Source organism: Parashewanella tropica (assembly GCF_004358445.1).
GTDB classification, from domain to species: Bacteria; Pseudomonadota; Gammaproteobacteria; order Enterobacterales; family Shewanellaceae; genus Parashewanella; species Parashewanella tropica.
On record NZ_CP037951.1, the window covers coordinates 1,626,164 to 1,649,882 of the forward strand.

17 protein-coding genes and 1 pseudogene are annotated in these 23,719 nt (G+C 38.5%); 11 read left to right on the forward strand and 7 right to left on the reverse strand.

Annotated features, from left to right (window positions below; translation table 11 throughout):
• Nucleotides 1-12: 12 nt before the first annotated feature.
• Together E2H97_RS06915 and E2H97_RS06920 are read right to left on the reverse strand one after the other, a co-directional pair.
• Nucleotides 13-1,671, reverse strand: a complete 1,659-nt coding sequence (locus E2H97_RS06915) for a hypothetical protein (protein WP_133406463.1) — start codon at nt 1,669-1,671, stop codon at nt 13-15.
• An 89-nt stretch (nt 1,672-1,760) separates the two neighbouring features.
• The gene (locus E2H97_RS06920; RefSeq protein ID WP_133406464.1) at nt 1,761-2,375 is read right to left on the reverse strand and encodes a fumarylacetoacetate hydrolase family protein; all 615 of its coding nucleotides are present in this window, start codon (nt 2,373-2,375) and stop codon (nt 1,761-1,763) included.
• Between the two features lie 188 nt (nt 2,376-2,563).
• On the opposite strand from E2H97_RS06920, the gene E2H97_RS06925 reads away from it, so the two are divergent.
• A complete protein-coding gene (locus tag E2H97_RS06925) occupies nt 2,564-3,475 on the forward strand; it encodes a hypothetical protein (RefSeq protein WP_133406465.1) in 912 nt (303 codons plus the stop codon).
• Nucleotides 3,476-3,559: 84 nt separating this feature from the next.
• Nucleotides 3,560-4,237, forward strand: a complete 678-nt coding sequence (locus tag E2H97_RS06930) for a cupin domain-containing protein (protein WP_133406466.1) — start codon at nt 3,560-3,562, stop codon at nt 4,235-4,237.
• Between the two features lie 54 nt (nt 4,238-4,291).
• Here the strand turns inward: E2H97_RS06930 and E2H97_RS06935 are convergent.
• The 3 genes and pseudogenes from E2H97_RS06935 to E2H97_RS06945 all read right to left on the reverse strand — a co-directional run.
• Nucleotides 4,292-5,245 (reverse strand): annotated as a pseudogene (locus E2H97_RS06935) (DUF885 domain-containing protein); the annotation flags it as partial.
• A 20-nt stretch (nt 5,246-5,265) separates the two neighbouring features.
• Nucleotides 5,266-6,506 (reverse strand): IS3 family transposase gene (locus E2H97_RS06940; RefSeq protein ID WP_133406468.1). Its coding sequence is split into 2 segments (ribosomal slippage): nt 5,266-6,146 and nt 6,146-6,506, totalling 1,242 coding nucleotides; the frame shifts between segments, so codons are not numbered across the junction.
• 27 nt (nt 6,507-6,533) lie between these two features.
• Nucleotides 6,534-7,430 carry a DUF885 domain-containing protein gene (locus E2H97_RS06945; RefSeq protein WP_133406469.1) on the reverse strand — a complete coding sequence of 299 codons (897 nt, stop codon included), beginning with the start codon at nt 7,428-7,430 and terminating at the stop codon, nt 6,534-6,536.
• Nucleotides 7,431-7,661: 231 nt separating this feature from the next.
• Between E2H97_RS06945 and E2H97_RS06950 the strand changes: the two genes are divergently transcribed.
• The 7 genes from E2H97_RS06950 to nagA all read left to right on the forward strand — a co-directional run bounded on the left by E2H97_RS06950 (nt 7,662) and on the right by nagA (nt 14,782).
• Nucleotides 7,662-8,450 carry a hypothetical protein gene (locus E2H97_RS06950; RefSeq protein ID WP_133406470.1) on the forward strand — a complete coding sequence of 263 codons (789 nt, stop codon included), beginning with the start codon at nt 7,662-7,664 and terminating at the stop codon, nt 8,448-8,450.
• A 164-nt stretch (nt 8,451-8,614) separates the two neighbouring features.
• A complete protein-coding gene (locus E2H97_RS06955; RefSeq protein ID WP_133406471.1) occupies nt 8,615-8,986 on the forward strand; it encodes a hypothetical protein in 372 nt (123 codons plus the stop codon).
• 192 nt (nt 8,987-9,178) lie between these two features.
• Nucleotides 9,179-9,946: a transcriptional repressor AgaR gene (agaR, locus tag E2H97_RS06960; RefSeq protein WP_133406472.1), complete on the forward strand. Its 768-nt coding sequence runs from the start codon at nt 9,179-9,181 to the stop codon at nt 9,944-9,946.
• Between the two features lie 268 nt (nt 9,947-10,214).
• Nucleotides 10,215-11,492 (forward strand): D-tagatose-bisphosphate aldolase, class II, non-catalytic subunit, encoded by a 1,278-nt coding sequence (locus tag E2H97_RS06965; protein ID WP_133406473.1) that lies wholly within the window; start codon nt 10,215-10,217, stop codon nt 11,490-11,492.
• Nucleotides 11,493-11,527: 35 nt separating this feature from the next.
• Nucleotides 11,528-12,658 carry an SIS domain-containing protein gene (locus tag E2H97_RS06970; RefSeq protein WP_133406474.1) on the forward strand — a complete coding sequence of 377 codons (1,131 nt, stop codon included), beginning with the start codon at nt 11,528-11,530 and terminating at the stop codon, nt 12,656-12,658.
• A gap of 2 nt (nt 12,659-12,660) precedes the next feature.
• On the forward strand, nt 12,661-13,626 hold the full coding sequence (locus E2H97_RS06975) for an ROK family protein (RefSeq protein ID WP_133406475.1): 966 nt from the start codon (nt 12,661-12,663) through the stop codon (nt 13,624-13,626).
• 1 nt (nt 13,627) lies between these two features.
• The gene (gene nagA / locus E2H97_RS06980) at nt 13,628-14,782 is read left to right on the forward strand and encodes an N-acetylglucosamine-6-phosphate deacetylase (protein WP_133406476.1); all 1,155 of its coding nucleotides are present in this window, start codon (nt 13,628-13,630) and stop codon (nt 14,780-14,782) included.
• Between the two features lie 52 nt (nt 14,783-14,834).
• Here nagA and E2H97_RS06985 read toward each other — a convergent pair whose 3' ends face one another.
• Nucleotides 14,835-16,160 (reverse strand): MFS transporter, encoded by a 1,326-nt coding sequence (locus E2H97_RS06985; protein WP_133406477.1) that lies wholly within the window; start codon nt 16,158-16,160, stop codon nt 14,835-14,837.
• Nucleotides 16,161-16,520: 360 nt separating this feature from the next.
• Here E2H97_RS06985 and E2H97_RS06990 point away from each other — a divergent pair, with 360 nt between their 5' ends.
• Together E2H97_RS06990 and E2H97_RS06995 are read left to right on the forward strand one after the other, a co-directional pair.
• Entirely contained in the window at nt 16,521-19,313 is a 2,793-nt protein-coding gene (locus tag E2H97_RS06990) for a TonB-dependent receptor (protein WP_133406478.1), read from the forward strand.
• Between the two features lie 100 nt (nt 19,314-19,413).
• Nucleotides 19,414-21,915, forward strand: coding sequence for a family 20 glycosylhydrolase (locus E2H97_RS06995; protein ID WP_133406479.1), 2,502 nt, complete (start codon nt 19,414-19,416; stop codon nt 21,913-21,915).
• A 71-nt stretch (nt 21,916-21,986) separates the two neighbouring features.
• Here E2H97_RS06995 and E2H97_RS07000 read toward each other — a convergent pair whose 3' ends face one another.
• The gene (locus E2H97_RS07000) at nt 21,987-23,615 is read right to left on the reverse strand and encodes a PfaD family polyunsaturated fatty acid/polyketide biosynthesis protein (protein ID WP_133406480.1); all 1,629 of its coding nucleotides are present in this window, start codon (nt 23,613-23,615) and stop codon (nt 21,987-21,989) included.
• Nucleotides 23,616-23,719 lie beyond the last annotated feature (104 nt).

The following is a 23,719-nucleotide window of genomic DNA, read 5'->3' on the forward strand; positions in this document are numbered from 1 at the left end:
CTTTTTTATTGTTTAAATTTCCTGATTGTTCAAGGCTAAAACATGAGGTGGCAACGACGCAAGCCTCGGACTTTCCTTTGGTAATATAACGAATGAGCGACACTGTTTAATATCTTCTTCAGAATGTATTTCAATGACGTGCGCAGTGTTATACATACTTTTACCTCTTGGGTAGTGACTAGTAAAAAAATAGCCCCAAACATGGTTGCCTTCAGCCAAATTTCTACGAACAAAGTGTCTCTGTGCCATATTCACTGTAGAGTCAGTTTCATCAAAGTGTAAAAGTTGGCAGGGGTCTTCGAGCATTTTTTTAAAATCAGGGCAGATGGCTAATACTTCTTTTTGTACCATAGCCGTTTGTTTGGCAATTGCTACTTCGAGTGCTCGAATATTACGAACTAAACTATTGAGTATTTCTGCATCAAGTTCTTCTATTCCCAATGACTTTTTTAATTCAAGCAATAATATCGAATTGTTCTCTTGGTTAGCGATTGTTTCTAATGCTCTTGAAAAAGTCCCCGTAGACAGTTTTTCTTGGAATGTATTTGGGGAAGTACCAAAAATTGTCGAAGGCAAACTGAAGAATTGAACGAACTTAGAGTCCGATGCAACTCTTACTCTTTGTGATTCTTTTAGAAAGTTATTATCGAGTAATAAATTCCATAGGTCTTTATCTATTAGGGTTTGTACCGTTTCAGTATTGGCTCCGGCGATCATGCTTGCTAGGCATAATTGCAAGCTATGGCTCAGTGGTCCATGGAAATTATTTAATGACCAAAGGCTATCGATAAAACCGTAGGGTTTAGCCCATTCATTAGCAAAACTATGAGGTATTGAGCTAACAAATATTGGCAGCGCTCTTATTGATATATCGCTTTCGGTACAGGTACCAATTGCATTTAACAGTTCCTGTTCAGTAAATGCATCTGGAACCTCTGACTCTGAAGCTATTAGTATTCTACAAACCCTTCTTTTCATCGATGGGGACAAAACATTAAACCAAGCAGACCTTTCACTTATTATTGGGCAAGATTTAACTTTGCCGAAATCAGAGGTAGAAAGTGAGGTTAACTTGCATTGATTAGCCGTATTTAAAAGTGCCTCACCAATTTTGCTGAGAGGCACAATAAGTTTTCTTATGTCTGAAAAGCTCTCCGCTATTTTTATCAATTGTTGTTTAATTTCAATAGGAATATCGTCATATTTTGTATCTTGTAATTGCTTGCAAAGTTTTGAAACATTGGTAGCAATTTGAGTGTCAATAGAGTTTGCGACGACAGGAGAAATACTACACGAGGGGGTCAATAGGTCTTCAAAATTAATTCTCGTGCATTCGATGACTAAAGCATCTGCAATTTGTGATACCGCTTGTTGTTGAAATAATCGAGCTGCTCTTTCAGTTGCGCTCAAAGCCGGGGCAAACTCAGCTCTATATTTAAGTTCTTGTGTTTCAAGCCAACTCGTCAGCAGTTGCTCTTGTGATGGTTGAACGCTTAAATTTACTGTAGAGCAACGAGGGATTCTGTCGTTTTTTTGGCTATGAAAGGCTTGTAGCTGAGCATTAGGCTTAACCTTATTACATGCTCTTTCACTCTTAGCTTCAGCAGTTGAAGCTAACCTTTGTGGGTAAATATAATGTGGTGGTATAGAGTACCAGAGTGAAGAGAGCATTTTATGGTTGCTAAACGTTTCATTTTAATAATATTTTAATTCCCTAATATTAAGCTAGCGTTATCAGGAAATGATTTAATGTTCACTAATTAACTAACTTCAGTTTCAGCTTTCAATACTCCACAAACCTCAAGTTTTAATTTATCTCCTTTGATTAATTCTCCCACTCCAGCAGGTGTTCCTGTTAATACAATATCTCCTTTTTCCAAAGTGAAATGCTGACTGATATAGCTTAATAGATCAGGGATATTAACGAGCATATTTTGTGTTTTGCCATGTTGCCTTAACTTCTCATTGATAAAAAATCGATATTCAAGAGCGTTAAGGTCGTGCTTATCGAAATTAATAAAACGAGTAATGGGGCAGCTATTATCGAAGGCCTTTGCTATTTCCCATGGGTGACCTTTTGCTTTTAACTTGGTTTGTAAATCACGGTAAGTAAGATCTAATGCGGCTCCAATACCTTCAATGGCACGGTTGGCCTGTTCTGGTGAAACCTTTGTTAACTTATTTCCAATCAATATAGCCAATTCTGCTTCATAATGAATTGGATAGGGGGCTTGGCTGACATTAATGGGTTGCTCAAAGTCGCATAGTGCTGTGGTTGGCTTAATGAAAAGTAGTGGTTCTTTAGGTATTGGGTTATTCAGTTCTTTTGCGTGTTCAGCATAATTACGACCAACACAAACAATTTTAGATGCCATTGTATTTCCTACTTCATGGTTACGCTTTATTCATAGCTACAATTTTCTTTAATGTACTCAGTCAAAAAATTAGAGGTTTAAAGTAGCTAAAGAGAAGCGTTGTATGAATCTTGTTTGTATACAATACTTTATCTATATGGATTGTAAATAGTGGCAAATAATAACTTATTATTTGGCTAGGAGTATGGATGTCAGCACCTAAGCTTTCAAAACAAGCTGTTCAGTATGAAGTTGCTCGCCATGCATGGGAGGGGAAAGACTTATCTTCATTAACCTTATCAAACGGTAAGCAATACAGTGTTCATTTCTGTGATGATGGAGTATTGGGCGCATCAAGAACATCTGAATATTTTAGTGTTACCGATGCCGTTAAATCCTTCTTTATGTATTGTTTAAAAACCATTGCTGGTATACAGCGAAGGACGTCAGATCATATTGTCCAGGGGATGTATGACGAATGCATCTATCCATCAGATGTATATGATGATGAGAATGCAACTATTCCAAATGGCTCACCTTTCTTAACCAATGTAACCGAAAGAAGGTTGCATTTAACTCCGCAAGAAGCAAAAGTGATTAACCAGTCGTTTAATGTTCCAAAAGCTGAGTTTGATGTTAAGTTCTCACGAAATTGGGGCACGAGTAGAAAAACTTGCCCTATTTTAAATAAACGTTTAAATCATCAAAATGCCATTGTATTAAGAGTCAAAGGTAAGCCTGTTGCCGTCTCTCGAGAAGGTTTGAGAGCATATTATTTAGTGAATTTTCCTGATGTTAATTTAGGAGTCAAACCTTCTGATATTAAACCTGAAGATATCGAGCCATTAACCAATGATAATTTAACTTGGCGAGGTTTTAGAGATTGGTTGTATCAAGATGTTGAGGTTGAAGAAGGAATAGAGGCCTTTCCGAGTAAAGATGAACTTCCGACTTTTGTAAAACAGAGGCCAATTGATAGTGATGAAGCCATTACACTTACAATGAAAAAAGCTCCGGTGACGGATGAAGAACACTTAAACTCTGTCAAAGCTGAAAAAGTATCTGCTCGTAAGAAAAAAGCTGAACACAATCGTAAAGTGAAATCTCAAAGAAAAGGTTAACATTCATTTTATTGCCTACAGTGCGTAATATTATGCAGGTTAACAAGGTCTAAACTACTGATACTTATTTGGCAGAACAAACCAATGTCTCATCAAAAAAATACTGATTTATCCCGTTTTTGTTTCGAAAGCACTGAAGATATGGCTTGGGAATCAAGCCCGAGTACTTCAGTCTTTCGAAAGCGACTTCACCTTTCTGGCGAAAAAGAATCAGGACGGGTGACTTCAATGGTTCAATACTTACCAAACTCGCACTTTCCTTCGCACCCTCATCCTGACGGAGAAGAAATTTTTGTGTTGGAAGGTACATTTTCTGATGAACATGGCGATTGGTCTGCTGGCTCTTATTTATTAAACCCTGAGGGGATTGAGCATCAACCTTTTTCAAAAGAAGGCTGTACTATCTTTGTAAAGCTTCGCCAATATTCAGGTGTCGGTAGAAAACAGCTTCAACTAGATACAAAAGAATTAACTTGGCAACCAACATCAAACTCTCAAGTTCAGACTAAGTTGTTATATCAACAAAAAGGCTTTATTGATATTACTCGGCTTGAAAAGTGGGGGGCGGATACTCAGTTGGAGAAACGAAGCTATCAAGAAGGTGCTGAAATTTATGTTATTTCGGGCAGTTTGTATGATGAAAACGGTACATACCCTAAAGGCAGTTGGCTGCGATTTCCTAAGAATTATTGTCATATACCAGCAACGGAAGAGGGCTGTACTATTTACATAAAGACAGGTGGAATCGAATACATTAAATAGAAAGCATCCAGCCATTAAAATACGTAATCAAATGACTGGATGGTTAAAGTAAGATTAGATAGTTTGTTTCTGTTGAATATACTTATCAACCAAGCGCTCTAAGATGGAAAGCGGTACTGCACCATTTTTCAGAACAACATCATGAAACTCAGCCAAGTTAAATCTATCACCCAATTGGGTTTTGGCTTTTTCTCTTAGCTCTAAGATTTTCATCATGCCGATTTTGTACGATGTTGCTTGGCCCGGCATTACGATGTAACGCTCAATTTCGGAGACTACATCGCTCTGCGCCATACCTGTATTGGCTTTCATATAATCAATGGCTTGCTCACGTGTCCAGCGTTTATGGTGAATACCAGTATCAACCACCAGACGCACGGCTCTGAATAATTCGGCTTGTAAACGGCCGATATTATCTTGTGGGTGCTTTTGGAAACCTAACTCCCACGCTAATTGCTCTGCATATAAAGCCCAGCCTTCACTATAAGCGGTAAAACCACCCATTTTGCGTAAGAAAGGTAGACCTTTTAGTTCCATACCTATGGCAATTTGGAAATGATGCCCAGGAATACCTTCGTGATAGGCAAGAGTACGCATACTATAAGTTGGCGTGGCTTTGATGTCATATAAGTTCGCGAAGAAACGACCAGGACGAGAACCATCTAGAGAAGGAGCTTGATAATAAGCACCCGGAGATGTTTTTTCTTTAAACTCAGGGATCCTAACCACTTCCATACCTGCTTTGGGACGGATATTAAATGCACCCCCCAAACCCGCGTCAATTTCATCAAGAATGGTTTGATAATCCGCTAAGATTTGTTGGCGTCCTTCATCGCTGTCTTGATAGTAATATTGCTCATCTGCAGCCAGTGTTTCGATGGCTTTTGAAAAACCGCCTTCAGTACTGATGTTGAGTTTTGTAAGCTCAGCTAAAATCTCGGCTTGTATTCTGTCTACTTCTGTTAAGCCAAGGTTGTGAATATACTCAGGGCTATAATCTTGTCTCGTCCTAAAATACGTTGACGGTTTTAATGTAAATCCAAGAGCATTTGCTCTTGGATTTTTTTATGCACTTGGTTCGGTGTTTTCATCTCTAAACTTAAATGCGGTCTCATATCGTTGTATATCGCTATTGATTCATCGATGAGCAACTTTAATTCATCAATATTTTTACATTGATATACAAGGAACTCCTGCTTCAGTATACCATTCACCCTCTCTGCGAGTGCATTTTGATAGCAGTCATAACCATCAGTCATTGAGGGTATTATATTATTTTGCTTAAGTTTATTCTGATAAATAGCAGAGCAATATTGTAACCCTCTGTCTGAGTGATGAATTGCGTTACGTCTATAACACCTATGGCTAACAGCCATATCTAGCGCTTTAACCACGTCTGTCGCTTTCATTCCATCACTTAATTCATAGCCCATTATTTTTCGACTATAAGCGTCAGTGACAAGCGAGAGATAATGCACACCATCATCACTTTCCACATAAGTGATATCACTTACCAAGACTTCTTCAGCTCTTTGTGGCGTGTAATCCTTTAACAAATTCGGATGCTTTTTCATCCAATGCTTACTGTTAGTCGTTTTCCTATAACTACGCTTGGGTTGAATTAGCAGGTGTTCTTCCCTCAGATAGTCGAATAGGCCATCTCGCCCGAGCTTTATGCCTTCCTCCATAAGTTGAGGCTTCAGAAGATAGTACAGTTTCCTACCGCCTAATCGTGGCATAAATCGCCGTAACGCTAGCACCATATTTTTTACTGGAGCTAACATGATAGCCCGTTTTTTATCTCTATATTCCCTTTGATAAATTGATTGCCTCGTCATGCCAAGAAGCTTACAAGCCTTGCTTAAACTTACTTGCTTTTGTACCTGAAGGTTTCTTGCTCCTTGGCTATAAGCTTTTTTCGCAACCCTATACCATGTTCAGCATCAATAATATCGACGACTTCATTAAGTAATAGGTTACGTAACTTTTCATCCTTCAACTCTCGCTCTAAGCGCTTAATCTTTTGAGCTGGTGTTTCTTTGGCTTTAGGTGATTTAGACATGGTTATTTTCGGTGGTTGACACCAATCTAGCTTACCGTGTTTTCTCAACCATGTAAGTACTGTTGAGCGACCTTGGATACCATAGATTTTTTGAGCTTGCTTATAGGTCATATCACCTTTTTCAACAGCTGCAACAACCTGCAATTTAAAGCCTAATGAATAATCACGTTGTGTACGTTTTATATAGGTAGGATCTGGGTTTGTCATAATAAGTCCTAAATGTGTAAACACATTTCAGGACGGGACATCTGTAGTGGTAAAGAAAGCCAGCGCCTGTTGATAGGCTTTATCCCCTCCGGGTAGCTTCCACAAACCGTCATCCGTAGTTGCTTTGGGAGTTAGCGCAGTAAAGTAGTCAATCAAATCCTGATACGCACGATAAACGCTGGTTTCGATGGCTTTATTCGCCTCAGCTAACACTCTGCGTTTTTCTATTGGGTCGAGGTTATCAATTTTATCCGGCTTTTCTTTCAACGAAGAATAGAGAATGTTTTCTTCGATAGGTGTAGACACAAAGCCATTCATTTCTTCTAGTACACGCTCAATAACGAACTTAGGAGGAATGATTTGCTTTTGCTCCCTAATTTTTAACCCCTCAAGGTTTTGAGAGAACTTAACAGGGACTTTGTTTAAGCGAGAAATGTAATTATCTGCATCTTCAATGCTGGTTACTTGGTGTTGAGCCTCCATAAAGCTAGGGAAGTTATTTTGCAGACCAAACAGTTGGTTTACAGGGTAGTTGTGGTGACGGTACTCGTAAGAAGAATCTAAAAAATCCAAAAGGTATAAAGTGATTTCTTTAGACAGTTGGTCGTTCTCGTTAAGATCTGCGTCATCATATTGCTCGACCAGTACACGGATTTTCCTAGCTTTATCAAACATCTCCTCCAGAACTTGAGGGCGGTCGTCGTCTAATTCTGCATTATGTCCCTTAATTCCAACAAACTCTAAAAAGCCTAAAGAGGTCAGAGTTTCAGGGCTTTCAAAAGCGATTTTAACCATTTCTCTGTCGAGTAATGACCGTAATTTAAAAGGCTTATCGGCATACCATTCATGGGCAGCAATACTGCCACCAATACCAATAAGTACCGCCAAACTTATTCCAGACCACTTAAAAATCTTTTTAACCATGAGGCTCTTCTTATTTTGTTAACACAGGGTTAACATTGTCGTTTTTAGGAGAACAATGGGGAAAATGTAACAGTGTTTGAAAAGGTTAGTTGTAGTATGAAAGTAGCTTTACTCTCTAAATGGCTCCTATTTTGATACAGAAAAGAACTATCTTTGGCAAAACAGTGTCCTATCTAATTGTTACGAGAATTCGCAAAAGGCCATTAGATTTTCTAGAGAAAAGGAATAAAAATGAATTACAGGATAGTTTCTGCGTTATTAATCTTGTTCAGTGCCCAAGTAAATGCCAATCAAATTGAATGTGGCACAGTTAAAGATGTTGAAGTGTTGAATAAACATGACGTTGTTATGTTGGGAGAAATACATGGGACTATTGAAGTCCCAAAACTATTTGGTGATATTGTTTGTCATTCAGCAAAAGATGGTATTGGTGACATAGCCGTAATGCTTGAATTACCAGCAAGCTTACAAGCGAGTTTAGATTTATACATGATAGGTAAGATTGATGAGCAGGCGTTTCTTTTCCATCCAGTTTGGGCTCCCGCATGGCAAGATGGACGGTTTAGTGTTGCCATGATGGATTTAATAAAAACATTGAAGCTTATAAAGCAGAAATATCCCCAAAAACTAAATGTGTTTCTAGTAGATCTATTACCTGAAAACAGCAATAAAAAACCTAAGAGTCAATATTTAGCAGATAACATCTCTAAACACCTATCGAATGAATACGATAAAACATTTGTATTAACTGGAAATTATCATAATAGAGTTAATGTGAAAAATGGAAATTCAGCTGCAACCCTATTAGAAAAATACGACCCATTCACCTTAACCATAAAATCACCCAAAGGCAGTTATTGGTCTTGTACAGGCTCCAAGGCGACTGATTGTAAAGAAAATAGTTTCAATAGCGGGCAAGATGTAAGTCGTGAAGGGGTTGTTGTCTTTGATGACATACAACCTTGGCATGGAGTGTATCAGTTGAAAAAACTCACTTTTTCTCCTCCGGCTAGATTTTGAACTATGAGAGAGATGTTAATTTGTGATGAAGCCGCTTTAACTAAAAACTTAGGCCATAAATGGTAATGTATTGAAAGTTTAGGGTGAAATATTACAGTTTCGATGACAAATAAATTAGGTTTCCCTATTCAATGTTATGAAATGAATACTTAGGAGTAGTATTAATGATTTATTTTAATTCCTATTTATCAGTACCAGAAAGGGAGTGTAATCGCATTGATACAATACTTGCTAATCCCACTACAGCTAGAGTAAATCATCAATTTACAGTAAAAGGTAAATTTCAAAATAAAGATTGTATTGTCACTTTCCAAAATGGCAAACCGTTTTGTATCAAAGATAAAAGCTTCAAAAAATTAGACGTAAAAACATGCTCAACAGAGCACGCATTAATACAGTTTATTCACAAACGTATTGCTTTGCGTAATCGCCCACAAAATCAGATGTTGGATTTTGATTGGGAAGAAGTGTGGAGTTCACCATTAGACACGAAAAATACCATGAAGGTATTTATGTTAAAGGATTTAAGTAGCTAAAAAAGCACTCACGACTCAGAATCTGGATGTTTTCTCTTTTTTAAACTTCGTGCTAATACTCAATCTTTCAAAACCATCTATTAATTAAGAAGGTACTCACTAATAGGTATAAATTGACTTTCATTCTCTTTCATTGAGTGTGTTTGTTAGATTTGATAACATACAAATACTTTCAAATAGATACTGTTATTTATGCTAAGCACAATAGAGAGACGTAACGAAATCGTCAACATGGTCAATGAAGCTGGAAAGCTTGAGGTTCAGGCGTTAGCAGACAAATTCAATGTTTCGACGGTAACCATTAGAGCCGATTTAAATGATTTAGATAAAAAGAGGCTGTTGATCCGTTCTCGTGGTGGGGCAATTGCTGCGAAAAATATCGCAAAAGAACTTTCAGTAAAAGAAAAGCATTGTGAAAACCTTTCTATTAAAGAAAAAATCGCAGACGCTACCATAAAGCTAATTAATAATGGTGAGGTTTTATTACTTGATTCAGGTACAACTACCGAGCAAGTAGCTAAAAAATTAGCTGCACACAAAAACCTTGTTGTTATGACTAACGGACTTAATATCGCAAATGAACTCGCTGATTTAAGTGAAGTAGAAGTTATGATGACAGGAGGAAAGTTACGTCAGAAATCATTATCTTTTCATGGAAGACAAGCAGAATCTAGCCTAGAAAACCTTCGTTTTGATAAGCTTATTTTAGGTGTGGATGGTATTGATGAAACTGCTTCGATTACAACGCACTTCGAGCATGAAGCATCGCTAAATCGGGTTATGTGTAAATCGGCAAAGCAGATAATCGTAGTCACCGATTCATCTAAATTCGGAAAAAGTGGCTTTCATGTTATTGGTGATTTATCAATGGTCGATGTGTTAATCACGGATAATAAGATTCCTGAAGCATTTAAAGATGCTGCAACAAAAGCAAATGTAAAAATAATCATCGTTAATTAAAATTTTCTCTTCATATCATAAGGTGTGTATTCATCTACACATCTTCTACCATTCTTAGCAACTACCGAAATCTTACGATATCGCTTTTTTAATAGTGTATCGATACAACGTAGCTATATTCATTATTGTCCCTTCATTCGTTTTCGTATTGAGTCTTGTTTAATTTAAAAAGGCAAATGAAAACCATCGTGAAGTGTAAAGAAAGTAATTGAAAGTTTGCGAAAGCCGTCGTATTATCTTTTAAAAGATACGAATAAGTTGAAAGGTAATGAAAGATTTACGCACCATAATAAAGTCAAATAAAAACGGTGAAGCACTTGGCATTTACTCAATTTGCTCTGCCCATCCTCTCGTCATTGAGTCAGCAATAGAGCAAGCTAAACAAGATGGAACACCTCTGTTAATCGAAGCGACAGCCAATCAAGTTAACCAATTTGGTGGTTATACAGGAATGAATCCCAGTGAATTCCTTGAGTTTGTCTTCGCTATTGCTAGTAAGTTGGATTTTCCTAAAGAAGCCATAATAGCGGGGGGGGATCACCTTGGACCTGTGTGTTGGACTAATGAATCTGCAGCGTCAGCAATGGCTAAATCAGAAACATTAATTGAAAGCTATGTCGCTGCAGGGTTCAAAAAAATACATTTAGACACCAGTATGGGCTGTGTCGACGAACCTGAATTATTAGACGATGAAATTGTCGCTCAAAGAGCTGCTCATCTGTGTATGGTTGCAGAAAAAACAGCTATGAAACACTTTGGAACTAGTGACATTGTTTATGTTGTTGGGACTGAAGTTCCTCCGCCTGGAGGAGCAAGTGAAGAACTTTCAACTGTTGATCCAACACCAATTGCCCGTGTAGGTAAAACAATCGAGTTACACAAGCAAGCCTTTGAGCAGCTTTCATTATCAGAAGCTTGGGAACGAGTAATAGGGTTAGTTGTGCAACCTGGCGTTGAATTTGACCATACAGGTATCGTTGATTATCAACCGAATGAAGCTGTTGAACTAAAAGAGTTCATTAAAAATGTCCCTAATTTAGCTTATGAGGCTCATTCTTCTGATTACCAGAATGATGAGGCTTATCATAAGCTTATCCAAGATCACTTCGCCATTTTGAAAGTAGGGCCACAATTGACCTTTGCATTAAGAGAAGCACTATTCGCTTTGTCTTATATTGAAGATGAATTGTTACCTGTTGAGCAACGTTCATGTTTAAGAGAGGTCTGCGACGAGGAGATGCAGGTTAATCCTAAAAGTTGGCAGAAATTTTATCCTGTAAACAACCACTCTAAGTTTTATCGTCGCTTTAGTTACAGTGACCGAATTCGTTATTACTGGAATAACCCACGCATCATAAGCGCTGTTGAAAAACTACTGAGTAATCTCAATTCCAATCGTATTCCATTACCTTTAATTAGCCAGTTTTTCCCAGAGCAATATAAGCAAGTAAGAAAGAATGATTTAGAACTTGCTCCTGTTTCTCTGATCAAAAGCAAAATAAAACAAGTTACTGAGGCGTATGCACAAGCCTGTTGGAAGCAATAATTAATGCTCGTTATTAAAAAAAGCTAGGGATAAAAATGTCTTCATATTTGTCGATAAACGAATCAAAACTCAAAGAAGCTAATGGTTATTGGACGGCAAGAGAAATCGCACAACAACCTGATATGTGGTTACAAACAACAGAACAGGTAAATGCTTCGAAAGAAAAGATAAATGCATGGTTAAAACCACTTTTAGCCATGGATGATTTGCGTATAGTACTTACCGGCGCTGGTACGTCTGCATATATAGGTGAAACTCTTTCACCGTTACTCAATATAAAAGCTGGCGGTAAGTTTGAAGCGATAGCAACTACAGATATTGTTAGTTCACCAAAGCAATATTTACATCAGAATAGACCAACGCTATTGGTTTCATACGGTCGTTCGGGAAGTAGCCCTGAAAGTGTTGCGAGCGTTGAGTTGGCAAACCAATGTATTGAGCACTGTTACCATTTAGTTATCACCTGTAATCCAGATGGTGACTTAGCCCTAAAAGCAGCGTCCTCTGATAATATGTTTGCTTTAGTTTTACCTTCACCAACGTTAGATCAAAGCTTTGCAATGACGAGCAGCTTTACTTCAATGATCGTTGCGAGCTTAGCAATATTCCAACCTGATGAAGAGCAATTGGCACAGGCTGTTATGGCTGCACGTGTCCTTTTAGGTGATAGGCTAGAAGCGATAAAAACACAAGCTAGTTTGCCATGCAAAAGAATGGTGTTTTTAGGTTCTGGAGGTTTGCAAGGTATAGCTAAAGAAGCGGCATTGAAGGTTCTTGAGCTTACCGCTGGTAAAGTAATGAGCTATTTTGAATCGCCATTAGGGTTTCGTCACGGTCCTAAATCTTTAGTGAATGAAGATACTGAAATCATTCTTTTTTCATCTAGTGATCCTTACTGTTCTTTGTATGAACAAGATTTATTTAAAGAGCTGGTTAAAGATGATATTGCTCTAAGTGTTACCCAGTTAAATGGTGAGTACCTTCAACTCCCTCAAAACATTGACGACGTATGGTATGCATTACCTTATATCCTTTACTGTCAGGTATTGGCGTTTTTCAAATCATTCAACGGTGGCGACACGCCAGATAATCCTTGCCCAACGGGAGAGGTGAATCGGGTGGTACAAGGGGTAACCATATACAAGTTAGCTCAGAATGAGAATTGAGAATGTCATTAACTGAATCACAAGAGCCTAATACAGAAAAATTACAACCTTTAATATTTGGTATTGATATCGGTGGAACAAAAATGGAGATAGCGATTTTTGACCAGTCGCTCAATTTCATTGACTCATGGAGAGTCTCCACTCCTACTGAAAACTATGAGCATTTCTTGTCATCATTAATCTCTTTAATCAACGATGCAACCGAAAAATATGGAAGTAACTATGTATTAGGCGTTGGCATGCCTGGGATCATTAGTGATAAGGGTAAAGTAAAGTCAGCGAATGTGTCTTGTGCAACTGGGAAGTATATTGCTAAAGATATCGAGCGAATAATTGATAGCAAGGTATCGATTGGCAACGATTGTCGGTTATTTGCGTTATCTGAAAGCATCGGCGGTGCGGGTACCGGCTACAAGAACGTTTATGGAGCAATCATTGGAACTGGTGCTGCTGGTGGATTATGTATTGAAGGCCAATTATACAGCGGGAGAAATGGGATTGCGGGCGAATATGGTCACATCCCCGTTTCGGCATATCTCATAGAAAAATACAATTTACCTGTTTTCAAATGCGGATGTGGCTTAACTGGGTGTTATGAACCCTATATTTCAGGCCCTGGCTTGGGGAGGCTCTACAAGCACTTTGGAGCTCAAAATTCCAGTACTTATGATTTTGTTAAAAATTTAAAACAAAATGACAAGATAGCTAAACAGACCTTTAGTTGTTATATGTCTTTGTTAGGGGCTAGTTTTGCCTCTTTAATTCTATCGTACGATCCAGATGTCATTGTGGTTGGTGGTGGTATATCTAAAATAGATGAAATTATCGATGCTTTGCCTGATGCCATTGAGGACAATTTGTTTGAAGGGGTATTCTGCCCACCAATTAAACACGCAAAATTCGGAGACTCAAGTGGTGTTCGTGGAGCGGCAATTTTAAGAATCTCATGCCAATTACACAAGGAATAATATGAGTTTTTATATTAAATGCGGCTCTGTATTTATAGATGAGTGCTTTAAGTCTGATCAATATGTATTGGTCGAAAACCAAATAATTCGAGAAATTACAGTAACGCCTAATCCAAATATTAAAGTCATCGATTATTCTTCCTACAAAGTTTTACCCGGCTTCTTAGATCTTCATATTCATGGGCGAGAAGGGGCTGATGTTATGGACGCAATCCCTGAAGCTATAGAGAAAATTTCTACATCACTAGCCAAGCATGGTGTAGTTGGATTCCTGGCAACAACGGTAACTACGACTTGGGAAAAATCGTTAGCTGCGTTTAAAAACATTGGTGAGTGTTATCTGTCACAACCTTCTGGTGCTCAAGTATTAGGTGCATACAACGAAGGGTTGTTTTTTACTGAAGATCATAAAGGAGCGCATGATGAGCAATACTTTCAGCCTCTAACAAAAGAAAAAATAAGCGAAATTATTGTTGCGGCAAATGGCTCACTAAAAGTGGTTGCGTTAGCTCCTGAATTACCAAATTCAGACGAAGTAATAAAATACCTTTCAGAGCAAAAGATCATTCCAATGCTAGGTCACACAAACGCTACCTTCAAACAGACAAACCAAGCGCTTTGCGCTGGTGCATGTGGTGGCGTTCATGTATTCAATGGTATGCGTGGTATTCATCATCGCGAACCTGGATGTGCTGGAGCGGTTCTGCTCGATAAGGATGCTTATGTAGAGGTCATTGCTGATGGAATTCATCTTCATCCTGGAATACTTTCCCTTATTCATCGAATGAAAGGCTCGCATAAAATGGGATTAATTAGTGACTGCATTGTGGCTGGAGGAATGAAAGACGGTGACTATAAACTGGGTATGCTAGACGTAAAAGTTGAGCAAGGTATCGCAAGGACAATGAGTGGTTCTCTGGCAGGAAGTACTTTGTCGCTTGAAAAAGCGGTGAAAAATATGATTAATATGGCAGATATAGCGGAATCTGATGCAATCAACATGGCAACCATTGCTCCTGCTAGATTTCTGGGTATTAATGACAAACTTGGAAGTATAGACATTGGAAAGCAAGCTTCATTTACAATAGTTGATGAAAATTATGAAGTTATAGCTACTTTTGTTGCAGGTTCTTTAGTTTATAAAAAAGAGCATTAAGCCTTAAGGTTAATGCTCTGTGATAAGTGAAGTTTCAACTTTAAAGGATCACCTATGCTGGTAATCGTTCTCTTCGTTGACCCATAATCGAATAGAACAGGATGAACAGATAGCAAGGTAACATAATGGCGTAGCTTAATTGTAAGTCACCTATATATTCAGCTATCACACCATAAACAAAGGGTAAAATTGCACCACCTGATATAGCCATGATCAGTAATGCAGACGCAGAGCCAATATATTTTTGTTCGACGCCATCCAATGCCATAGGCCAAACTGCAGGCCAGACTAATGCGTTAGATAAGCCAAGCATTGCGACTAAAAGAACCACATCAGGTAAAACCTCATTGTGAGATGTGCCAAAAACAAAATTCCACATAACTTGCGTATCATTAGGTAAAAGCAAGATGAGTAAAGTGAGCATGATCCCTAATACTGCTGATATCTTGAGTGCTCGAGCTTGAGAGATAAACTTTGGGATCAATATCATTCCCAATATGTATGCTAAAACCATAAAAGCCATAGTGTAAGAGGTTAGTTGTGTAAAATTCTTTGTTCCCAACTCCTTACCAAAAACGCCTATAGTGTCTCCTGCAATGACTTCAACGCCTACATAAAAGAATAAGGTGGCAACACCAAAGTAAAGCTGAGGATAGTGCTTAAGAAAAGATAAATTAAAAGAACGGCTAGTTTGTTCAGTGTTTGCAATACTGGGTAGCGCTGCTTTTCCAATTAATACAGCTAATAAGCCCAAAACTATAGCCATAATAAAATAAGGTAAAATCAATCTTGAAGACAATTCAGATAAAGTTAACTCTTTTTCGGTCTTTGTTAGTGATGCAATATCGATATTCGCAAACAATGCTACATCCGCAAAAATAAGAGCGGTAAATAGGATTGGTGCAATAAAGCCTGCTCCTTTATTTAACAAGCCCATCATACTGATTCGTACTGCAGCAGATTCTTTTGGCCCTATTAATACAATATAGGGATTAGCTGCGGTTTGGAGTAAAGTTAAACCTGTTCCCAGCACAAATAAAGCTGATAAGAATAATGGGAAATATCTAAAATATGCAGCAGGAATGAAAAATAGTGCGCCTACAGCCATCACTGCTAAGCCTATGGACATACCTTGTTTATACCCTACTCGATTTAAAATACTCGATACTGGGATAGCCATGACTGTATAGGCAAAGTAAAAAGTCATAGTAATCAAATAGGCTTCAATGTGGTTCAGTTCACAGGCTATTTGTAAAAAAGGGATTAATGCTCCGTTAAGCCAAGTCACGAAGCCAAAGATAAAAAACAACCCTCCGATAATGCTAATAGGTAAATAATATCCACTTTTTTCATTTGTATAGTGCAAAGACCTTTCCATAAATCTTCTCTCTTATTTTTATTTATTGTAATGAACAATGAAAGACTATATGAACAAACTGTCTTTCACAACCCTTCACTATTTTATTTTTAACATATTTGCTTTCATTTTCCTTTGGTTTTATGGGTGAAACCGTGGTTCATATATTTGCGCGAGGTGGTTTTTGCGCTTATTTTCTATATTAAACAGCGTATTATGTCATGGTGGTGAGTGGCTTTATTATTGTTGTTAAAAAAATGTTTCGAAAGTTATTGAAAGTTTCAAATGGTTTGTGTATATCTATTGTCGAAATAGTGAAAAGTGGTACCAAATTTTACTAAAAATAAAAGAATATAAATTAGTAATGTCGAAGGTGAACAAATGAAACTAGAAACAATGAAACTATCAAAATCCAGCATAGGTGTTTTGATAGCGCTGGGAATGAGTCCATTTGTATCAATTCAAGCGCAAGAAAATAAAGAATCTAAAGTTGAGTCTGAACAAAACACTGAAGTCATTGAAGTAAGAGGTGTTCGAGGAAGCCTCAATCGAGCGCTTTTTGAAAAACGAAATAACACAGGATTTGTTGATAGCATTAGTGCTGAAGATTTAGGTAAGTTTCCTGATACAAATATCTCTGAGTCTCTGCAGCGTATTCCAGGTGTCACAATTGAGCGCGAGTTTGGTATTGGCTCAACAATAAACTTAAGAGGCTTAGGCCCAGAGTTTACTATGGTGCAGATAAATGGCGTTTCGTCTACATCTTCTGGGTTCAGCGGACAACTTGATGCTGAAGGTGGGCGTGAATTTGATTTCAGTTTGTTGGCATCCGAATTATTCAATCAAGTCAATGTCTATAAAACCTCCACTGCGAAGCAAACTGAGGGTGGGTTAGCCGGAGTTGTCACTTTAGAAACACCTCGCCCTCTAGCTTATAATGCAAATGACACTAAGTTCACAACATCTTTTCAAGCTTCACGAGGAAATCTATCAAAAGAAACAACCCCTAGAGCAGCAATGTTCTTCAGTAACAACTTTGATGATGTTTGGGGAGTTTCTGCTTCGGTTGCATATAACGAAGTTGACACAGTGGTTAATGAAAGTGGTACTTGGAAATATGCAAAACTAGCTGACAACATTAAAAAGCGTGCAACAGCTGGTGACGTCCATGAAGCTCCTAAGTACGGCCAAGCATTTATGCCTGATGATCCACGTTACTTACGTAATGATGTAAATAGAAAATCTTTAGGCACCACTTTAACCTTCCAATACAACGCTAGTGATGATTTACAGCTCACATTCGATAATATTTATGTAAAATCGGATAGCTTAAGAGAGTACAACCGCATCGATGCCACTTTAGAATGGGATATTGGTGGGGAGCCCGATTCTGCTCAGTTAGAAAAAATTGCGGGTAAAGACTATATCGTTTCAGCCGCTTTTCCGCGGGTGCGAAACCGTGTAGGGACACAAAACATCGATCGTGATGAAACTTTTGCTTCACATGTATTGAGTGCTGACTGGAATCTTTCTGAAACCATTACGTTTAAGCCGTTGATTGGATATACAAAGCGTACTGGTGATGAAGAAACCTATTTATATTCTTTTTACAATCGTATAGCGACTCAAGTTACACGTGCCGGTGCAGGTTATGAATTTCATCCTGTTGGCAGTACAGCTGAATATTATGCAGATAGAAATAATGCGGAAAATTTCTTGTTCAACGTGATCTTCAGTAAAGACAGAAAAAATACTGATGAAGAATTTGTTACTAAATTCGACTTCACCCAAGACATAGATATGGGGAATTTAATCAGTCTAGATTATGGTATTTCATTAAGTGATCGTGAGAAAACGAGACAGTATGATTCTTGGGCAATGGGGCAAAATGCAGTTAAACACATAAACCCTCAGCATTACCTTGCAAATAAAACTGCTTGGTCAAAATTCTGGGGAGATGGCCCTGCATCTGCTCAAGATGACTTGTTAGCTGGTGCCGGAATGACATTGGCTGCTGTGCTGGGTGAAAACAGAGATTTCCGCGTTGATGGTATCAATGGCCCTAGCTCATTAATTTATGTTGACCACAACAAAATCCAAAAATTGTACATGCAAGGAAAGCACGGTAATGATGTTGCTAACAACGGTTACAAAGCAGCAGACAGTGCAGCTGGTACATATGGCATTACAGAGAAAACCCTTGCTGCGTATATTCAAGCTAACTTCGAAACAGATAATGCTAATTTCAATGTTGGCTTACGTGTTGTAGATACAAAAATTAAATCTAACGGTTCTTTGTTACAAAAAGGCAAAGCAGAGCCTGTTAGCTACAGTAGTAGTTATACGGAGTTCTTACCAAGTTTTAACTTGAGCTATGAATATACAGAGAACTTCTTCATTCGTACTGCATATTCTAGAACTATGACAAGACCACCACTTGCTAGCTTGTCACCAGCAACGACTATTGACTCTTCAAGGTTAGAAGGCAATAAAGGTAATGTAGATTTACTGCCTTATACTTCAAATAATTTAGATCTTGGCGTTGAATGGTATTTCGCGGACGAATCTCTGTTAGCTGCTTCTCTTTTCTATAAGAAGATCGATGCTCTTATTGAAAGCTCAGTAGTTTCAGAAGTTGTGACCTATCGTCACCAAATCTCAAATGAGTTAGTAACAGGTCCTATTGAGTTTACTCAACCTAAGAATGGTACAGATGCGTCAGTTGCTGGTTTAGAATTAAGTTTCCAAAGTCCATTAGGTTTTGTACACGAGAGCTTAGAAAACTTCGGTACAATTTTAAACTTCACGTATACAGATAGTGAGGCATCATTCGAGGAAAAGGGAGATATCCGCAGTACTTCGCTTCCTGGGTTATCTAAGAACAGCTATAACGCCGTATTCTACTATGATGATGGTGATCTCGATGCTCGATTGTCATATGCATGGCGTAGTGAGTATGTAGATTTCTTCCCTGAGTCTAAGTATCAAGATGACTATGGCCAGTTAGATTTTTCGTCTAACTACAACATTACCGATAACTTTTCTATCCAGCTTGATGTACTTAATTTGACAGATGAACAAGTTGTAAAAAATCAGTCAAATAATAGCAAGCTTCCAATCAGCCTAGAGCAACTAGAGCGTCGGATAATGCTCGGAGTTCGTTACTCTATGTAACATTTGTTGTCTTAGGGAAGCATTTGCTTCCCTTTTTTTCCTATCATTGATGCTGTTATATACCCATATATATCGATAACAATAATAACAAGGCAAGACTATGATAAATAAGAAAGCAAAACTCACAACGCTTTTCTGTGCAACTCTGCTTGGTCATTCAGCTTTTGCATCAAATGCAGTTATAGAAACAGTGCCATCAATTAAGAGTTGGAGTGGGGGAGCGGGTCAATTCTCGGCACTAAATAATGCAAATGTAATTATCAATAGTAATTCAAGTCGAACTGAATCAACGTTATCTGGCATTACGACTACTGTCACCGAAACCGCTAACCATTTTATCCTAGATTTAAAGGCGACCACTGGTCTTAACTATCAAGCTACTACAAATAATACAGCCAATAGTGGTGATGTATTACTCACGTTATTAAACACTTATGACTCCAGCATAGGAGATGAAGGGTACAAGCTAGACATCGGTGATTATGTTGAAGTCAAAGCGAATACGGTAACTGGTTTGTATTATGGTACGCAATCTTTACTTCAAGCTTTAAAGTCAGATGATGACAACAAAGATATAGCAAAAGGAACGGTCAGTGATTTTCCTACTCTGCCGGAGCGGGGAATTATGATCGATGCCGGTAGAAAATACTGGCAGCTTAGTTACTTAAAAGATTTAATAAGAGTCCTTGGTTGGCAAAAGATGAATCGCTTGCACTTACATCTTACAGAGTGGAACGCATTCAGGTTATCCAGTAACAATCCTGCTTTAAATGGTTTAGCAGCACTTGGTTCCTATACTGAATCAGAAATTAATGAATTAGAAGCCTTAGCTAAAAAACATCATGTAATAATAGTTCCAGAAATAGATATCCCAGGACACGCAAAATTACTCGGTGATTTTAGTAAATCGGATGCTTTTAGTTGTAATTCAATGAGTCGTCCAGGCTATAGTTGGGAAGGCGCTTCGGGGCCACGCTGGACTATTGACTACACAGGCATTTCAACAAATAGCCCGAATACAGGTCGAGACTTTTTATATTCGATAGTAGATGAATTTTTGCCGTGGTTTGATGGCCCTTATTTTCATATCGGAACCGATGAAGTACCAGAAAGCTGGAGACTCTCAAATTGCAGTGAGTTGACTAATTACGTTGAAGATACTCCGAGTTTATCAACCCCTGGAGATGTATTAGTTGAATTTATTGATGAAATGAATCAGCGAATTAAATCCCATGGAAAAAAAACTCAAATGTGGAATTGGTATGAGCGACAAAATACTTCTATTGAACCAGCTAATGATATTTTAGTCGATGTATGGGCTGGAAACGCTGAATCTGCCTACATTAATTTAGGGTTTGATGTCATTAAAACAGGTGCAGGAGGGTTTTATTTGACTCCTGGTTTTGAAAATACATTCCCATCTAATAGTACTATTTATACTTGGAACAGTAATGCATCCAGTAAAGTAAAGGGTGTGAAAGTTAGTGTATGGACTGATACAGCGTACACATGGCCAGATCAACAATTTGAAAGCTTAATGTTTGATTCAAGAGCTGTTTCAGCGGAAAGGAATTGGTCAGGGGCTCAATCAAGCTCAACCCTCAATAACTTTTTAGCAAAAGCAAGAAAGCTAGGTAGGCCTGACACTACAGAAGGTGAGCAACATACTATTTCCAAGAAAAATTGGACAGTTCACTCTGCTGGCAGCCAAGAAACGTCAAGTGAAGACGGTAAAGCATCAAATATTTTCGATGGCTTAGGTACAACTATCTGGCACTCAAACTATTCTAATGGGAGTAACGATAATTTCCCTTATAACGTAGATATTGATTTAGGGGCAAATTACGATCTTTATGGTGCAAGATTTCAAGCACGAAGAAATCAAGGTCGTGACCTCAATGGATTAGTGAATACTTATGATTTTGCGGTAAGTTCAGATGGTGTAAATTGGACAATCATCATTGAAAACGGTGAGTTTTACGATCTAGTAAATGAACGTAAGGCTCGTAGAGTTGACTTTCAAAAGCAAACCGCTAGGTATGTAAGATTCACTGCCAAATCAGCTACAAATGGAAAAAAATTCGCAGCATTAGCTGAATTAGATTTGTTTGGTACGACCGTTGGTGGAAATGCTATTGTTCATGATCGACCAAACATTCAAATTAGACCTAAAACGGACATGAGCTTTTGCTTAGGTATTGACCGAGAGAATGGCTCAGTGGCTAATGGCGATACTGCAGAAATGCGTGTATGCAATAAAACGGATGAATATCAAAAATGGGAAAGACATGATGAGGGCAATGGGTTTTATTCAATCCGCTTAGCAAACAATACAAACATTTGTTTAGATGTAAATCGAGGTTCTGATCAAAAGATAAACGCTGGTGATGAGATTTTAGTATGGAACTGCCATTTAGGTGATAATCAATTGTGGAAAATTGGTAGGGAAACCTACGGATTCTTTAGTTTAAAGCCAAAAGGAGATACAGAGGCTTGTATTGATATAACGGCTTCCTCAAGCTCTATCGTCTCTGCAAATGATGACATCAATCTTCAAAACTGTGATGCGAACGACGAACAACAATGGGTGCTTATAGAATAAGAAGCTTTTTACTAATGTAATTGGCGGGGATTACCCCCGCCAATTACACCTTTATTCTAGAAACTCAAAGCCTAAAACCTTTTAGGTTTCCACTTTTGCAATTCAACAGGTATCGAAATCCCTTGTGATTGCAGCAAGTTAATACGGGCTTGATAGGCGGCACCAACCATCAAGTGACGGGCTAAGTCAGCGGCATTACGGACTTGATAATCATCTAAGTAAGAACCGCTTGCCCATGCGTTGAACGCACCAAGAGCAGGGCCTGCCCAAATTTGATAATCCATTTCTCTGCCAGATTCACCTTGGTTTGACCAACGGCTAGATAGTCCTAGATACCAGCGGAAGATTAATGCCATTTTTCGTTTTGGATTATCCAAAGCACGCTTGATTTGTTGTGGGTCTCGTTCATTAAAATGCTCTACTGTACCTTGCCAAATCTCGTTTAAGCTGGCTCTGAATACTTGCTTTTCAAGCTTGGCTCTTTCATCAGCAGGGATAGCCTCAATCGAATCATAGCGAGTGTAGATCTCATATAGCTTATTAGCGCGCATAGGGAATAACGTGCCACGCTTAACTACTTGCAGTTTCACGCCCATTTCAAACATGTCAGCGGCTGGTGCCATGGTTACATCGGCCATTTCGGTCGTAGATAGCAGTTTGCGAGTATGCTCACTGGCTCCAGCTTCAACACAAGCTTGGTTTATAGAGCCTGTTACAATATACGCAGCACCCATATTGAATGCGGCTAACGCTGCATCAGGTGTTCCAATACCACCGCCAGCACCAACTCGCAGTGGAGTAGGGTATTGATATTGCGCCTGCATTTGATCTTTTAGGGCAATCAAAGTTGGTAATAAGGTCACAAGAGGACGGTTATCAGTGTGACCGCCAGAATCGGCTTCGGCAGTAATGTCGTCAGCCATAGGTACTCGCATTGCCATTTGCATTTGATCTTCGGTGATCAAACCTTCTTCTACTAGAGGTTTTAGAAGTTTTTCAGGTGCCGGCGCCATAAATTGCTTTGCAACTTCGGTACGACTGACTTTGGCGATGACCTTGTTGTTTATTTGTATATTGCCTTGTGAATCACGGCTTAAGCCTGCTGCACGATAAAGAACAATTTGTGGTGTTAATGCCAAGAAGGCCGAAGCTTCAACGGCTTGTACTTTATGTTTTAGATACAGTTTTACGCTGCCCCATTCAAGTGCTGGTTCGCTTGGACTGTGAATAAGGTTGAAAGCGTAAGGCCCGTTCGGTAGTTCCGCTTGAATACGTTTAATGGCGGACTCTACTCGACTTGGAATCAATCCAGCTGCACCAAAAGAACATAAAATACCTGCTTTACCTAGAGCTATAACTAGCTCTTCTGATGAAATCCCATTAGCCATTGCACCTGCATAATAGGCGTATTTTACGCCGTGTACGCGACGGAAATTACTATCACCTAAGCTTTCTGTTCCAAGTGCAGGAGCAAAGGCGCTGACAGGATATTGATGATCTAGTACTTGATAAGCAGGAATAACGACTTCAGCTTGGTGGCTACATGCCAATCCTTTTTCTGGATGATTGATGATGTAACAAGGTTGATTCAAGTCTTGTAGCGACTGACTTAGTGTATTGATATCAAAATTCAATTCTGATTTATCAACCTGCCACGGCCAAGGGCTGATTTTGTTGTTATTGTCTAATTGCAATGTCATCGTTGTTCCTAAACTTTATATATCCTGATTTACTCAATCGTCATGCCTGCGCATGCAGGCATCCAGTGACTTTTCAATCTCTAATAAATAAAAGTCAAAATTAG